Source organism: Pseudomonas frederiksbergensis, assembly GCF_003732705.1.
GTDB classification, from domain to species: domain Bacteria; phylum Pseudomonadota; class Gammaproteobacteria; order Pseudomonadales; family Pseudomonadaceae; genus Aquipseudomonas; species Aquipseudomonas frederiksbergensis_F.
Window position 1 is genome coordinate 101,453 of record NZ_MOBR01000002.1, and the last position, 13,928, is coordinate 115,380.

Below are 13,928 nucleotides of genomic sequence, written 5' to 3' on the forward strand. Positions count from 1 at the left end.
AGGGAACAACTCGATACATCAGGTGTTGGCAACCATGCATAACCCCTGCGCCATCATCCCGGTCTATAACCACGAAACCGCCATCACCACGGTGGTCGATGCCCTGCTCGCCCAAGGTTTGCCGTGCATTCTGGTGGACGACGCCAGCACCCCGGCCTGCGCCAAGGTGCTCGATCAACTGGCCCACCGCGACCACACTTACCTGATCCGCCTCACCGTCAATCAAGGCAAGGGCGGCGCGGTGATGACCGGTTTTCGTGAAGCCGCACGCCTGGGTTTCAGCCACGCCTTGCAGGTGGACGCCGACGGACAGCACGACCTGGCTGACGTCGCGGCGTTCATCGAACAGTCCCGCGCCCATCCCGAAGCGGTCATCTGCGGTTACCCGCTGTACGACGCCAGCGTGCCCAAGGGCCGGTTGTATGCGCGCTACCTGACCCACGTGATGGTGTGGATCAACACGCTGTCACTGCAGATCCGCGATTCGATGTGCGGCTTTCGCGTCTATCCGTTGCCACCGACCCTGGCGCTGATCAGTTCGGCGAAGATCGGCAAACGCATGGACTTCGATTCGGACATTCTGGTGCGGCTGGCCTGGCGCAATCTGCCGATGCAGTGGCTGCAAACCAAAGTTCACTATCCGCTGGACGGCGTCTCGCACTTTCGCCTGTTCCACGACAACGTATTGATTTCGAGCATGCACACCCGCCTGTTCTTCGGCATGTTGCTGCGCGCTCCGGTGATCCTCTGGCGACGGTGGCGCACATGACCGTTAACGCAGACAAAAAACATTGGGCCGACCGCGAGGAACGCGGCAGCTTCTGGCTGATGAAATTCACCGCACTCTGCGCCAAGGTGCTGGGCCGGCGGCTATTGAGCCCGTTGCTGTACGGCATCGTCCTGTACTTCTTCCTGTTCGGCCGCAGCGCGCGCAAAAGTGCCTGGCAATATCAGCAGCGCCTCGCCGACTGGAGCGCTCGCCCGCAACTGCAACCCACTCACTGGCGTGTCTTCGGCCAGTTCATGGCCTTCGCCGATTCGATGCTCGACAAGCTCGATGTATGGAACGGCAAACTGCGCCTGGAGCAGATCGAAATCATCGACCCGGCGCTATTGCGTACACAACTGCGCGGTGCCCGTGGGCAGATGCTGGTGGGCGCGCACCTGGGCAATCTCGAAGTCTGCCGCGCACTGGCGGAGATCGGCGAAAAGGTCACCATGAACGTGCTGGTGCACACCAAGCACGCCGAGCAGTTCAACCGTCTGCTGGGCGAGGCCGGGGCGACCAATCTGCGGCTGGTCCAGGTCAGCGAACTGGACCCGGTGATCATGCTGCAACTGCACGAACGCCTGGAGCGCGGCGAGTGGCTGGCGATTGCCGGCGACCGCGTGCCCTTGCATGGCGGGCGCAGCGTGACCGTGGACTTCCTCGGGCACCCGGCGGCGTTCCCCCAGGGGCCGTGGCTGCTGGCCGGTTTGCTCAAGTGCAAAGTCAATCTGCTGCTGTGCCTGAAGAAACCCACCGGTGATTATCGACTGACCCTCGAACCGTTCGCCGAGGCCGTGGTGTGGAAACGCAGCGACCGCGAACAGGTCATTCATCAGTGGGCTTCCCGCTACGCCGAACGCTTGGGCCACTATTGCCTTGAAGCGCCACAACAATGGTTCAACTTTTACCCTTTCTGGAAGACCGATGACGACGCCAACGCTTGAGCCGGTAACCTTCGGCGAACTCCCTTTGCGCATCGAAGACGTGCTGGCCCTGGCCAACCGTCAGGCGCCGACCCGGTTGCAGGACGACCCTGATTATCGCGAGCGCATCGCCAAGGGCGCGCGCTTCCTCGACTCTTTGCTGGACAAGGAAGGCGTGATCTACGGCGTGACCACCGGTTACGGCGATTCCTGCGTGGTCGCCGTGCCGCTGCATCACGTCGAAGCCTTGCCGCGTCATCTGTACACGTTTCACGGTTGCGGCTTGGGCAAACTGCTCGACGCCCAAGCGACTCGCGCCGTGTTGGCAGCGCGTTTGCAGTCGTTGTGCCACGGTGTGTCCGGGGTGCGCGTGGAGTTGCTGGAACGCCTGCAAGCCTTCCTTGAACACGACATCCTGCCGCTGATCCCGGAAGAAGGCTCGGTGGGGGCCAGCGGTGATTTGACCCCGCTGTCCTATGTCGCCGCGACCTTGTCCGGCGAGCGCGAAGTGATGTTCCGTGGCGAACGCCGCCAAGCCGCCGATGTGCATCGCGAACTCGGTTGGACGCCGCTGGTGCTGCGCCCCAAAGAAGCCCTGGCGCTGATGAACGGCACCGCCGTGATGACTGGTATTGCCTGCCTGGCTTTCGCCCGCGCCGATTACCTGCTGCAACTGGCCACCCGCATCACCGCGCTGAACGTAGTTGCGCTGCAAGGCAATCCGGAGCATTTCGACGAGCGTCTGTTCGCCACCAAACCGCATCCGGGGCAGATGCAAGTCGCCGCGTGGCTGCGCAAGGATCTGGCCATCGACGCGCCGACCGCGCCGTTGCATCGCCTGCAAGATCGCTACTCCCTGCGTTGCGCACCCCACGTGCTCGGCGTGTTGGCCGACAGCCTGAACTGGCTGCGTTCGTTCATCGAGATCGAACTCAACAGCGCCAACGACAACCCGATCATCGACGCCGAAGCCGAACGCGTGCTGCACGGCGGGCACTTCTACGGCGGGCATATCGCGTTCGCCATGGACAGCCTGAAAACCCTCGTCGCCAACGTCGCCGACTTGCTGGATCGGCAACTCGCGTTGCTGGTGGACGAGCGTTACAACCACGGTTTGCCGAGCAACCTGTCCGGCGCCAGCGCTGACCGGGCGATGCTCAACCACGGCTTCAAGGCTGTGCAGATTGGCACCAGTGCCTGGACCGCCGAAGCGCTGAAAAACACCATGCCCGCCAGCGTGTTTTCACGATCCACCGAATGCCACAACCAGGACAAAGTCAGCATGGGCACCATCGCCGCTCGCGATGCAGTCCGCGTGCTGGAGCTGACCGAACAAGTCGCCGCCGCCACCTTGCTGGCCGCCAATCAAGGCGTCTGGCTGCGCAGCCAGGCCGAAGACGCACGCCCATTGCCGCCCTCCCTGGCCGCCATGCACGAAGAGCTGGCCAAGGACTTCCCGCCGGTCATCGAAGACCGGGCCCTGGAAGGCGAACTGCGCCTGTGCCTGAAACGGATCGCCGAGCAACACTGGAGGCTGCATGCGTAGCAAGGGAGTGCTTCACGCCGATACGGAAATCCTCGTGCCGTTCTTTGACGTCGACACCATGAACGTGGTGTGGCACGGCCATTACGTCAAATACCTGGAAGTCGCCCGTTGTGCGCTGCTGGACAAGCTCGGCCACAACTACACCGCGATGGTTGAGTCGGGTTTTGCCTGGCCGGTGATCGATCTGCAACTGCGTTACGTGCGCGGTGCGGTGTTCGGACAGACGCTCAACGTGCGCGCCAGTCTGGTGGAATGGGAGAACCGGTTGAAGATCAACTACCTGATCAGCGATCAGCACACCGGCGAACGCCTGACCCGCGCCAGCACGGTGCAGGTCGCCGTCGATATGAGCAGCCGCGAGATGCTATTGGCCTCGCCCAAGGTCTTCACCGACGCCGTCGAAAGGATGCTGCCATGAACACCGTTTTCAATTGCCTAGGCGCCTTGGCGCTGCTCGGGTTGTCGTCGTTCGCCAATGCGTTCGACCTGCAACAACTCAGCGATCAACTGGCCAAGCCCGATGTGATCCACGGCCATTTCATCCAGGAAAAACACCTGCGGGCCCTGCCCCAGCCGCTGGTCAGCAAGGGCACCTTCGTCCTCGCGAAAAACCACGGTTTGCTGTGGCTGCTGAAAACCCCGCTGCAACAGGATTACCGGATCAACGCCAAGGGCATCGCCCGCCGTGATGCCAACGGTTGGCAATTGCTGCCGGGCAAGAGTGCCGGCGCCGAGCAGAACCGGTTGTTCCTGGCCGTACTGCAAGGTGACAGCAGTGGCCTGCAACGGGATTTCGAGCTGTCGCTAAGCGGCGACGCACAAAAATGGAAGCTGACCCTGACCCCACGTTCGATGTTGCTCAAGCAAGTGTTCAACCAGATCAACATCGATGGCGGCCAGTTGGTGAACACCATCGAGCTGCTGGAAACCCAGGGCGACAGCACCCTCATGCGCATGCAGGACAGCACCAGCGCCCAACCGTTGAGCGACGCGGAGCAACATGACTTTGCCGAGTGAACGGATGCTCCCACGGCTGTTTCTGATCCTGCTGCTGGCGGTGCTTGCGCTCGCCGGCTGGCAATGGCGTGACGGCGCTCCGCTGTCGGCCAACCTGATGGAACTGGTGCCAGGCACGGCGCCGGACGCATTGGAACTGCGCGCCGAACAACGCATGCAAGAACCGCTGAACCGCGAAATGCTGGTGCTGGTCGGCCATACCGATCGCCAGCACGCCGTGGCCATGGCGCAGAAATTGGGCGAGCAGTGGCAGGCCAGCGGCTTGTTCGAAAAGGTCCAGTGGACCCTGCAAGCTGACTTGCCAGCCCTGCGCACGCAGCTGTTGCAAGGTCGATTGGCGATGCTCTCGGATGTCGATCGGCAACAACTGATCGAACATCCCGACGCGTTCATCCAGCAGCGGGTACAAGCGCTGTTCGACCCCTTCACCGGTTTCAGCCTGGTGCCGAGCCAGGACGACTGGCTGGGCCTGACCGGGCGCATCCAGAACAGTCAGCCGCAACACGGCGCGGTGCAACTGGACATCGGCAGCGGCGCGTTGATCGCCGATGCCGACGGCAAGAGTTGGGTGCTGCTGCGCGCGCGCACCACCGGCAACGCCTTCGACATGAACCTGCCGCTGCAAGTCGCCGAATTGCTCAAACACAGCCGTGAAGAAGCGGCCCAGGGCGACGTGCAACTGCTGGCTGCCAGCGGCTTGCTGTATGCCGCCAACGGTCAGCAGCAAGCGACCCGGGAAATGACTTGGGTCGGTGGCGGTGCCACGCTGGGCATCCTGTTGTTGCTGTTGCTGGCGTTCCGGCGTTTGCGCGTGTTGCTCGCGTTTGTTCCGGTGCTGGTGGGGATGTTGTTTGGCATGGTGGCGTGCGTGGCACTGTTCGGCCATATGCATGTGATGACGTTGGTGCTCGGTTCCAGCCTGATCGGCGTCGCGGTCGATTACCCGCTGCATTACCTGTCCAAGAGCTGGAGCCTGAAACCCTGGCACAGTTGGCCAGCCCTGCGCCTGACCCTGTCGGGGCTGACGCTGAGCCTGATCACCAGTTGCATCGGCTACCTCGCCCTGGCCTGGACGCCGTTCCCGGCGCTGACGCAAATCGCCGTGTTCTCCGCCGCGGGTCTGCTCGGCGCCTACTTGTCGGCGGTGTGTCTGCTGCCGGCGCTGCTCAAGGGTGCCGATCTACGCCCGGCGCAATGGCCGCTGCGGGTTGCCGAGTTCTTGGTGAACCTGCGTGAAGCGCTGCTCCAACGCGCCCGTACGCCGGTGTTGCTGGCCCTGCTGATCGCTTTCTGCGTCGGCGGTTTGTTGCAGCTCAGCACCAAGAACGACATTCGCCAGTGGGTCGGCATGCCGCAACATTTGACCGACGAAGCCCAAGCCATCGCGCGCATCACCGGTTTCCAACCCACCAGCCAGTTTTTCCTGATCCGGGCCGCCAACCAGCAAGAATTGCTTGAGCGCCAGGGCGCCCTGAATGATCGCCTGGAGCAACTGGTCAACCTCGACAAACTCCAAGGCTTTCTGTCCCTCAATCAATTGGTCAGCCAGCCGAGTGAACAAAAGCAAGTGCGCGAGGCGCTGAACAAGTTGCCGCAATTCTGGCAACCGTTGCTGGATGTCGGCGTGCCGGCCGAAGCGTTGCACGCCGAACTGACCAAGTTGCAAGCGCTGCCCACCGAAGACATCGACGCCGCGCTGGTCGGGCCGTTGGCCGAACCGTATCGCACCCTGTGGCTGGGGCCGACCGATGACGGTGGCGTAGCGGCCATGGTCAGCCTGCAAGGCTTGAACAACCCGTCGCTGCTGCGGGTCCAGGCCCTGGACTTGCCGGGGGTTGTACTGGTGGATCGCCTCGGCGAACTGAACAAAGTGTTTGCTGACACCCAGATCAGCGCCGCTGAATTGAAGCTCGCTTCCTGCGTGCTGATCGTGCTGGTGCTGATCCTGCCGTTCGGCCTCGGCGGTGCGCTGCGAATCGTCGCCCTGCCGCTGCTGGCCGCACTGTGCAGCCTGGCCTGCCTCGGTTGGCTCGGCCAGCCGTTGACGCTGTTCAGCCTGTTCGGCCTGTTGCTGGTGACGGCGATTAGTGTCGATTACGCGATCCTCATGCGCGAACAGGTCGGCGGCGCTGCCGTGAGCCTGCTGGGCACGTTGCTGGCGGCGCTGACCACTTGGTTGTCGTTCGGGTTGCTGGCGGTGTCCAGTACGCCGGCAGTCAGCAACTTCGGGCTGTCGGTGAGCCTCGGTCTGGCGTTCAGCTTCATTCTGGCGCCATGGGCCGGACGACAAGTCCACGCCCTTCCGGTCGCGGAGCAGGCAGCATGATGATCGCGCTGTTTTGGGCGATGGCCCTGGGGATGTTCGCCGTGGCCACCCGCGTCGGTCGGCATTTCGGGCTGATCCCGATTGTCAGTCAGTTGCTGCTGGCGACGTTTGGGTTGCCGCTGCTGATGTACTTCTGGATCGAACCGGGCTGGCAGCTCAGCGGCGCGGACCTGATCTCGCCGGTGTGGCTGAAAAACCTCTACAGCCTGAGTTTTGCCTTGTTGCTGGGGCATATCCTCAGCGACGTGATCGACCTGCAACTGGATCGCCAGAGCCTGAAAATCGCCCTGCCGAGTTTCTGCCTGCCGTTCGCCTGTGGCTTGGCCACCGCCGTCTGGCTGTTGCCACCGCAGTCGTGGCTCAGCTCATTGGCGGTCGGTCTGGTGTTCGCCATCACCGCGATTCCTGTGTTGTACCTGTACCTGCGGCACATCAACTATCCGCCCGACGCCACCCGGCGCCTGGTGCAAACCGCGATCCTCATCGACCTCACGTGCTGGACGCTGTTCGGCTTCGCCCAAGGCAGCCTGCACCTGAGCAGTCTGCTGCTGCCACTGGCCGGTGCCTGCCTGCCGGTGGTGTTACGGTTGCTCGGTCTGCGCCAATCGCTGTTGTACAGCGGCGGCTTCTTTGCGCTGCTGGTGGTGGCCGAGCACTTCAAACTCAATGCGCTGATTTTCGGCATCGGCTATCTGCTGTGCATGGCGGCGCTGAAAATCCCGCTGGTGTTGCCGTTGCCGGCGGTCTGGATGCATCGCTTGCAGACGTGGATCGCCATACCGCTGATCCTCACGTTCGGCATCGTGCAGATCAACGTGCACAGCGCCATGGCCAGCCTTGGCTGGTTGCAACTGGCGGCGCTGCTGCTGTTCCCGATCTTCAGCAAACTGCTGGGCAACTGGCTGGGCCTGGGCTGGGCCGGTGTCTCGTCTGACGGCGCCAGCCGCTGGCGGGAAAGCGTTTTACTGAATATTCGCGGGTTGAGCGAGATCGTCTTTCTCAACCTGCTGCTGCAACAACAACTCATCAGCCCGGCGCTGTACTTCGCGCTGATGCTGATGGGTTTGATCGCCACACTGCTGCCGGCACTGGCCGGCATGCACCGAATCCCGCTGACTATCGCCGCCCCGGCAAGGAGCCCCCGTGCCAACCGTTGAAATGGAACATCGTCAGGTCATCGTCATCGGTGCCGGTCCTTCGGGCGCCATCGCCGCCGCGCTGCTCAAGCGCAAGGGTCACGATGTGTTGGTGATCGAGCGCCAGCACTTCCCACGGTTCTCCATCGGCGAAAGCCTGTTGTCCCATTGCCTGGATTTCGTCGAAGAGGCCGGCATGCTGGAAGCGGTGAATGCCGCCGGGTTCCAGGTGAAAACCGGTGCTGCGTTCGCCTGGGGCGATGAATACAGCGCCTTCGATTTTGGCGACACCTTCAGCAACGGCAAGCCGACCACCTTCCAGGTGCAGCGCGCCGATTTCGACAAACTGCTGGCCGATCAGGCAGCACTGCAAGGTGTGGAATTGCGTTACGGCGAAGCCATCGTCAGCGCCGATTTCAGCCTGGCGAAACCGCAACTGAACGTGTTGCGCGAGGATGGCAGCGAGTACCGGGTCGAAGCGGATTTCGTGCTCGACGCCAGCGGCTACGGCCGAGTGTTGCCGCGCTTGCTGGACCTGGAAGCACCGTCGAATTTTCCGGTGCGCCAAGCGGTGTTCACCCACGTCGAAGACCACATCGACAACCCGACATTCGACCGCAGCAAAATCCTCGTCACCACCCACCCGATTCATCGCGATATCTGGTTCTGGACCATCCCGTTCAGCAACGGCCGGTGCTCGGTGGGTGTGGTGGCCGCCGCTGAACATTTCGAGGGTCGCACCGCCAATCTGGACCAGTGCCTGCGCGGTTTCATCGCCGAAACCCCAAGCCTGGCCGGGGTGCTGAACAATGCCGTGTGGGACACCCCGGCGCGCACCATTGGCGGCTACTCGGCCAACGTCAAAGCGTTGCACGGCCCAGGCTTTGCGCTGTTGGGCAACGCGGCAGAATTCCTCGACCCGGTGTTCTCCTCCGGCGTGACCATCGCCATGCGTTCGGCGAGCATGGCCGCCGGTGTGCTGCACCGCCAATTGCAGGGTGAAAGCGTCGACTGGCAAACCGAGTTCGCCGACCCGCTCAAGCGCGGCGTCGATACGTTCCGATGCTACGTTGAAGGCTGGTACACCGGCACCTTCCAGGACGTGATTTTCCATGACGGCAGCTCACGGGAAATCCGCCGCATGATCGCCTCGATCCTCGCCGGTTATGCCTGGGATGAACGCAACCCGTTCGTCAGCGAAGCGAAGCGCCGGTTGAAGGTGATCTCGGAATTTTGTGCAAGGGATGCCACATGAGTTACTTGAGCGACAACTACGTCGAAGAAACCAAATTCGGTTTCTGGTTCCTGCGCAGCCACACCTGGCAGCACCATGTGTTGCGGGTGGCGATCAATGATCTGCGTCGTTTGTTCAGTGAATCGCTGCCCAGTCACCCGGTGCTGCTGGATGCTGGCTGCGGCCAGGGCAAGTCGTTCCAGTATTTGCGCCAGACCTTTGCGCCCCAGCGTTTGATCGGTGTTGATGCCGACCCGCACAGCCTGAACCTCAGCGCTGAAGAGGCGGCGCGTCAGGGCATGACCGTGGACCTGATCGGCAGTGACTGCGCGACGCTCAATGTGGCGGACGCCAGTGTTGATCTGCTGTTCTGCCACCAGACCTTTCATCATCTGGTGGAGCAGGATCAGGCTTTGGCTGAGTTCTATCGCGTGCTCAAGCCCGGCGGCTATCTGCTGTTCGCCGAGTCCACCGAGGCTTACATTGATACGTGGGTGATTCGCTGGTTGTTCCGCCACCCGATGCACGTGCAAAAGAGCGCGGCCGGGTATCTGGAGATGATTCGTCAACAGGGTTTCGAATTCGGCCCGCAGAACGTGTCTTACCCGTACTTGTGGTGGAGCCGCGCCACGGATTTCGGTTTGCTTGAACGCTTTGGCTTGCGTAAGCCCAAACCCTTTGGCCAGCGGGAAGAAACGTTGGTCAATGTGGTGGCGCGCAAGCCGCTTGAAGGTGTTGTTTGATGCTTACTCACGCTAACCACTGTGGGAGCGAGCCTGCTCGCGAAGGCGGTGGGTCAGTCAATAAAATTGGTGGATATGCTGACGCCTTCGCGAGCAAGCCCGCTCCCACAGGGTTTGTGGTGTTGCTGAGATTTGTGCTGCTCGGTTTCATCCTGTTGCTCAGCGCTTGCGCCAACCGCGCGCCGTTGCCCGAGCACAGCCCAACCCTGGCGCTGCCGCTGCAATTGCACATCCAGCGGCTGGTGGCCGATGATCGTCAGGACTGGGTGTTGGTGATCCAGCAGGAAGGCCCGGCCCTGCGTTGGTCGATGATGGATTTGCTCGGCATTCCCCAGGCCCGGCAGAAGCTGATCGACGGCGACTGGCATGCCGATGGTCTGCTGCCACCGAATCCGGAAGCGCGAGAGCTGTTCGCCGCGCTGTTGTTTGCCCTGACGCCCGAAGGCGAGTTGCAAAGCAACTATCCCGCCGCGTGGCAGCATGGCGGGCAGCGCTCCTTGCCCGAGCATTGGGACGTCCGTTATTCACGACCGCTGAGTTTTGAATTGAACCTGCCCAAAGGCCCGAAATATCAAGTGACGCCGCTGAGCGGGGACACACCATGACTGTCTGGCTGAACGCCCTCGGGGTGATTTGCGCCCTGGGTCGCGACAAAGCGGAAGTCGCCCACAATCTGTTTGCCGGCGATTGCTCCGGCATGCGCAGCGAGGCCGGTTGGGTGACGGGACGTTCTTTGCCGGTCGCGGCGGTTCATGGCGAATTGGCGCCGATTCCGCCCGAGATGACCGCGCAACGCAGCCGCAATAATCAACTGTTGCTGGAAGCGGCGCTGCAAATCCGCCCGGACATTGATCGCGCGATCCAGACCTACGGCCATGGCCGCGTCGGCGTCGTGCTGGGTACCAGCACCTCGGGCATCGACGAAGCCAGTCGCGGTTTGGCCCATTACGTGCGCGAGCATGAGTTCCCCGACGACTACGACTATCAGCAGCAGGAGCTCGGCGCACCGGCGAATTTCCTCGCTGACTGGCTGCAACTGAGCGGCCCGGCCTATGTAATTTCCACGGCTTGCACCTCCAGCGCTCGGGCCTTGATGAGCGCCCAGCGGTTGCTGGACCTGGGGTTGTGCGATGCGGTGCTGTGCGGCGGCGTCGACAGTTTGTGCAAACTGACGCTCAACGGTTTCTCGGCCCTGGAAGCGGTGTCCGGGCAGCGCTGCAATCCGTTCTCGGTGAATCGCAACGGCATCAATATCGGCGAAGCGGCAGTGCTGTTTTTGATGAGCAAAAGTGCCGGCGACGGTCCATCGATTGCTCTGCTCGGCAGTGGCGCCAGTTCCGATGCGCACCATATTTCTGCGCCGGAACCGACCGGCCGGGGTGCCCTGCAAGCGATGCGCAAAGCCTTGAGCCGCGCCCACCTGCAACCCTCGCAAATCGGTTACCTGAACTTGCACGGCACGGCCACCCAGCACAACGACGCCATGGAAAGCCTGGCGGTCTCGGCGCTGTTCCCGGACGGTGTGCCCTGCTCGTCGACCAAACCGATGACCGGCCACACCCTTGGTGCCGCCGGTGCCCTGGAAGCGGCGTTCTGCTGGTTGAGCCTGAGCGCCGACAACCCCGAGCACGCCCTGCCGCCCCACGTCTGGGACGGCCAGCCCGATCCGGACCTGCCACCACTCAATTGGGTGACCCCGGCCCATCGCCTGGCGTCCATTGCACCCCGCTACCTGATGAGCAATTCGTTTGCCTTCGGTGGCAATAACGTCAGCCTGATTATCGGAGACGCCCCATGATTGACTGGCCGCTCGCCGAACTGCTGCCTCACGCTGGCGACATGATCCTCATCGAGCAGATCCTGTCGTTCGATGACGAGCAGATTCACACTCGCCTCACCGTCAAACCCGGTGGCCTGTTCAACCGTCCCGACGGTAGCCTGCCGGCCTGGGTCGGCATCGAACTGATGGCCCAGAGCGTGGCGGCCTACGCCGGTTGCCATGCCCGTGCGCGGGGTGATGCGGTGGAGCTGGGCTTTTTGCTCGGCACCCGTAAATTCGAATGCAACGTCGAGCACTTCCCCGTCGGCACCGAGCTGGCTATCCACGGTGTGCGCTCCCTGGAAGACGACAGCGGCATGGGCGTGTTCGAATGCCACATCCACGCCCCCGGCATCCACGCCACCGCCCGGCTCAACGTGTACCGCCCGCCGCAAGCGGCGCAATACCTTAAAGAAACCCAAGGAGTCGAGTGATGACTGAATCCGTACTGGTCACCGGTTCCAGCCGTGGCATTGGCCGCGCTATCGCGTTGCGTCTGGCCCAGGCCGGGCACGACATCGTGCTGCATTGCCGCAGTGGGCTGGCCGAGGCTGAAGCGGTTAAAGCTGAAGTCGAAGCCTTGGGTCGCAACGCTCGCGTGCTGCAATTCGACGTGTCCGACCGCGCCAGTTGCAAAGCCATTCTTGAGGCCGACGTCGAAGCCCATGGCGCCTATTACGGCGTGGTGCTCAACGCCGGGCTGACCCGCGACGGTGCTTTTCCGGCACTGAGCGAGGATGATTGGGATGTGGTGATGCGCACCAACCTCGACGGTTTCTACAACGTGCTGCACCCGGTGATGATGCCGATGATCCGTCGTCGCGCCGCCGGGCGGATTGTGTGCATCACTTCGGTTTCCGGGTTGATCGGTAATCGCGGGCAGGTCAACTACAGCGCCTCCAAGGCCGGGTTGATCGGCGCGGCGAAAGCGTTGGCGATCGAACTGGGCAAACGCAAGATTACCGTCAACTGTGTCGCACCCGGCCTGATCGACACCGCAATGCTCGACGAAAACGTGCCGGTGGAAGAACTGATGAAAATGATCCCCGCACAACGCATGGGCACCCCTGAAGAGGTGGCCGGCGCGGTGAATTTCCTGATGTCGGCGGAAGCCTCGTACATCACCCGCCAGGTTCTGGCCGTCAATGGAGGCCTGTGCTGATGAAGCGCGTCGTCGTCACCGGCATGGCCGGCATCACCTCACTGGGCAGCGACTGGGAGACCATCGCTGGCAACTTCGCAGCCAACCGCAGCGGCATTCGCCGGATGGACGAGTGGGATCGGTTCACCGAACTCAACACCCGCCTGGCTGGGCCGATCGACGATTTCAAGGTGCCGAGCCACTGGACCCGCAAACAGCTGCGCAGCATGGGTCGCGTCTCGCGGCTCGCTGTCGGCGCTGCTGAGCAAGCGCTGGCCGACGCCGGGTTGTTGGGCGATGAATCGATCAAGGACGGACGCATGGGCGTCGCCTGCGGTTCGTCCACCGGCAGCACCGACGAGATCAAGGCATTCGGCAACATGCTGCTCAACTCGGTGGCCGAAGGCCTGAACGCCAATTCCTACGTGCGGATGATGCCGCACACCACGGCGGCGAATATCAGCATCTTCTTCGGCCTCACCGGCCGGCTGATCCCGACCTCCAGCGCCTGCACCAGCGGCAGCCAGGGCATCGGCTACGCCTACGAATCGATCAAGTTCGGGCGCCTGCCGCTGATGCTCGCCGGCGGCGCCGAAGAACTGTGCCCGACCGAAGCCATGGTCTTCGACGCGCTCTACGCCACCAGCCTGAAAAACGACGCGCCACAAACCAGCCCACGCCCGTATGACAAGGGCCGCGATGGCCTGGTGATCGGTGAAGGCGGCGGCATGCTGGTGCTCGAAGAACTCGAACACGCCTTGGCTCGCGGTGCGCACATCCATGCCGAACTCGTCGGTTTCGGCAGCAACGCCGACGGCCAGCACACCACTCGCCCCGAACAGGCCACCATGCGCCGAGCCATGGAGCTGGCCCTTGAAGACGCCGGTTTGCAGCCATCGGACATCGGCTACGTGAACGGTCACGGCACCGCCACCGAACAGGGCGACATCGCCGAAACACTGGCCACCAGTGCGTTGTTCGGCGAGCACATGCCGATCAGCTCGCAGAAGAGTTTCCTCGGCCACACCCTCGGGGCCTGCGGCGCGCTGGAATCCTGGTTCAGCATCGAAATGATGAACCGCGACCTCTACGCCCACACCTTCAACCTCGACGAGATCGACCCGCACTGCGGCAAGCTCGACTACCTGCGCGGCGAGTTCCGGCAGATGAGCAACCAATACGTGATGAACAACAACTTTGCCTTCGGCGGCGTCAACACCTCGCTGATCTTCCGCCGCTGGTCGTAACCGAATTAATCCGGGTCAAGGAGACCT

At 62.6% G+C, this 13,928-nt stretch carries 14 protein-coding genes; all 14 read left to right on the plus strand.

Going from position 1 to position 13,928, the window contains the following annotated elements:
• Positions 1–34: 34 nt before the first annotated feature.
• The 14 genes from BK667_RS01100 to BK667_RS01165 all read left to right on the plus strand — a co-directional run bounded on the left by BK667_RS01100 (position 35) and on the right by BK667_RS01165 (position 13,901).
• Entirely contained in the window at positions 35–769 is a 735-nt protein-coding gene (locus tag BK667_RS01100) for a glycosyltransferase family 2 protein (protein WP_123596565.1), read from the plus strand.
• Entirely contained in the window at positions 766–1,713 is a 948-nt protein-coding gene (locus BK667_RS01105) for a lysophospholipid acyltransferase family protein (RefSeq protein WP_123596566.1), read from the plus strand. The genes BK667_RS01100 and BK667_RS01105 overlap by 4 nt, the downstream gene beginning before the upstream one ends.
• The gene (locus BK667_RS01110; protein WP_123596567.1) at positions 1,694–3,238 is read left to right on the plus strand and encodes an HAL/PAL/TAL family ammonia-lyase; all 1,545 of its coding nucleotides are present in this window, start codon (positions 1,694–1,696) and stop codon (positions 3,236–3,238) included. The genes BK667_RS01105 and BK667_RS01110 overlap by 20 nt, the downstream gene beginning before the upstream one ends.
• Positions 3,231–3,656: an acyl-CoA thioesterase gene (locus BK667_RS01115; protein ID WP_123510997.1), complete on the plus strand. Its 426-nt coding sequence runs from the start codon at positions 3,231–3,233 to the stop codon at positions 3,654–3,656. Before BK667_RS01110 ends, BK667_RS01115 begins: the two co-directional genes overlap by 8 nt.
• The gene (locus BK667_RS01120; protein WP_123510999.1) at positions 3,653–4,255 is read left to right on the plus strand and encodes an outer membrane lipoprotein carrier protein LolA; all 603 of its coding nucleotides are present in this window, start codon (positions 3,653–3,655) and stop codon (positions 4,253–4,255) included. The genes BK667_RS01115 and BK667_RS01120 overlap by 4 nt, the downstream gene beginning before the upstream one ends.
• Positions 4,239–6,581 carry an MMPL family transporter gene (locus tag BK667_RS01125; RefSeq protein WP_123511001.1) on the plus strand — a complete coding sequence of 781 codons (2,343 nt, stop codon included), beginning with the start codon at positions 4,239–4,241 and terminating at the stop codon, positions 6,579–6,581. Before BK667_RS01120 ends, BK667_RS01125 begins: the two co-directional genes overlap by 17 nt.
• The gene (locus tag BK667_RS01130) at positions 6,578–7,738 is read left to right on the plus strand and encodes a cation:proton antiporter (RefSeq protein ID WP_123596568.1); all 1,161 of its coding nucleotides are present in this window, start codon (positions 6,578–6,580) and stop codon (positions 7,736–7,738) included. Before BK667_RS01125 ends, BK667_RS01130 begins: the two co-directional genes overlap by 4 nt.
• Positions 7,725–8,972: an NAD(P)/FAD-dependent oxidoreductase gene (locus BK667_RS01135; RefSeq protein WP_123596569.1), complete on the plus strand. Its 1,248-nt coding sequence runs from the start codon at positions 7,725–7,727 to the stop codon at positions 8,970–8,972. Before BK667_RS01130 ends, BK667_RS01135 begins: the two co-directional genes overlap by 14 nt.
• Complete coding sequence (locus tag BK667_RS01140) at positions 8,969–9,694, plus strand: class I SAM-dependent methyltransferase (RefSeq protein WP_123596570.1); 726 nt, start codon at positions 8,969–8,971, stop codon at positions 9,692–9,694. The genes BK667_RS01135 and BK667_RS01140 overlap by 4 nt, the downstream gene beginning before the upstream one ends.
• Before the next feature lie 122 nt (positions 9,695–9,816).
• Positions 9,817–10,299 (plus strand): hypothetical protein, encoded by a 483-nt coding sequence (locus BK667_RS01145; protein WP_123596657.1) that lies wholly within the window; start codon positions 9,817–9,819, stop codon positions 10,297–10,299.
• The gene (locus BK667_RS01150; RefSeq protein ID WP_123596571.1) at positions 10,296–11,492 is read left to right on the plus strand and encodes a beta-ketoacyl-[acyl-carrier-protein] synthase family protein; all 1,197 of its coding nucleotides are present in this window, start codon (positions 10,296–10,298) and stop codon (positions 11,490–11,492) included. Before BK667_RS01145 ends, BK667_RS01150 begins: the two co-directional genes overlap by 4 nt.
• On the plus strand, positions 11,489–11,947 hold the full coding sequence (locus BK667_RS01155) for a hotdog family protein (RefSeq protein WP_123596572.1): 459 nt from the start codon (positions 11,489–11,491) through the stop codon (positions 11,945–11,947). The genes BK667_RS01150 and BK667_RS01155 overlap by 4 nt, the downstream gene beginning before the upstream one ends.
• Positions 11,947–12,675, plus strand: coding sequence for a 3-oxoacyl-ACP reductase FabG (gene fabG / locus BK667_RS01160; protein WP_123596573.1), 729 nt, complete (start codon positions 11,947–11,949; stop codon positions 12,673–12,675). The genes BK667_RS01155 and fabG overlap by 1 nt, the downstream gene beginning before the upstream one ends.
• Positions 12,675–13,901 (plus strand): beta-ketoacyl-ACP synthase, encoded by a 1,227-nt coding sequence (locus BK667_RS01165; protein ID WP_123511014.1) that lies wholly within the window; start codon positions 12,675–12,677, stop codon positions 13,899–13,901. Before fabG ends, BK667_RS01165 begins: the two co-directional genes overlap by 1 nt.
• Positions 13,902–13,928: the final 27 nt, after the last annotated feature.

What these genes read in the sequence shown, in the direction of transcription:
- BK667_RS01100 (WP_123596565.1), top strand. Translation starts at nt 35, where the DNA reads ATGCATAACCCCTGCGCCATCATCCCGGTCTATAACCACGAAACCGCC.
- BK667_RS01105 (WP_123596566.1), top strand. Translation starts at nt 766, where the DNA reads ATGACCGTTAACGCAGACAAAAAACATTGGGCCGACCGCGAGGAACGC.
- BK667_RS01110 (WP_123596567.1), top strand. Translation starts at nt 1,694, where the DNA reads ATGACGACGCCAACGCTTGAGCCGGTAACCTTCGGCGAACTCCCTTTG.
- BK667_RS01115 (WP_123510997.1), top strand. Translation starts at nt 3,231, where the DNA reads ATGCGTAGCAAGGGAGTGCTTCACGCCGATACGGAAATCCTCGTGCCG.
- BK667_RS01120 (WP_123510999.1), top strand. Translation starts at nt 3,653, where the DNA reads ATGAACACCGTTTTCAATTGCCTAGGCGCCTTGGCGCTGCTCGGGTTG.
- BK667_RS01125 (WP_123511001.1), top strand. Translation starts at nt 4,239, where the DNA reads ATGACTTTGCCGAGTGAACGGATGCTCCCACGGCTGTTTCTGATCCTG.
- BK667_RS01130 (WP_123596568.1), top strand. Translation starts at nt 6,578, where the DNA reads ATGATGATCGCGCTGTTTTGGGCGATGGCCCTGGGGATGTTCGCCGTG.
- BK667_RS01140 (WP_123596570.1), top strand. Translation starts at nt 8,969, where the DNA reads ATGAGTTACTTGAGCGACAACTACGTCGAAGAAACCAAATTCGGTTTC.
- BK667_RS01150 (WP_123596571.1), top strand. Translation starts at nt 10,296, where the DNA reads ATGACTGTCTGGCTGAACGCCCTCGGGGTGATTTGCGCCCTGGGTCGC.
- BK667_RS01155 (WP_123596572.1), top strand. Translation starts at nt 11,489, where the DNA reads ATGATTGACTGGCCGCTCGCCGAACTGCTGCCTCACGCTGGCGACATG.
- fabG (WP_123596573.1), top strand. Translation starts at nt 11,947, where the DNA reads ATGACTGAATCCGTACTGGTCACCGGTTCCAGCCGTGGCATTGGCCGC.
- BK667_RS01165 (WP_123511014.1), top strand. Translation starts at nt 12,675, where the DNA reads ATGAAGCGCGTCGTCGTCACCGGCATGGCCGGCATCACCTCACTGGGC.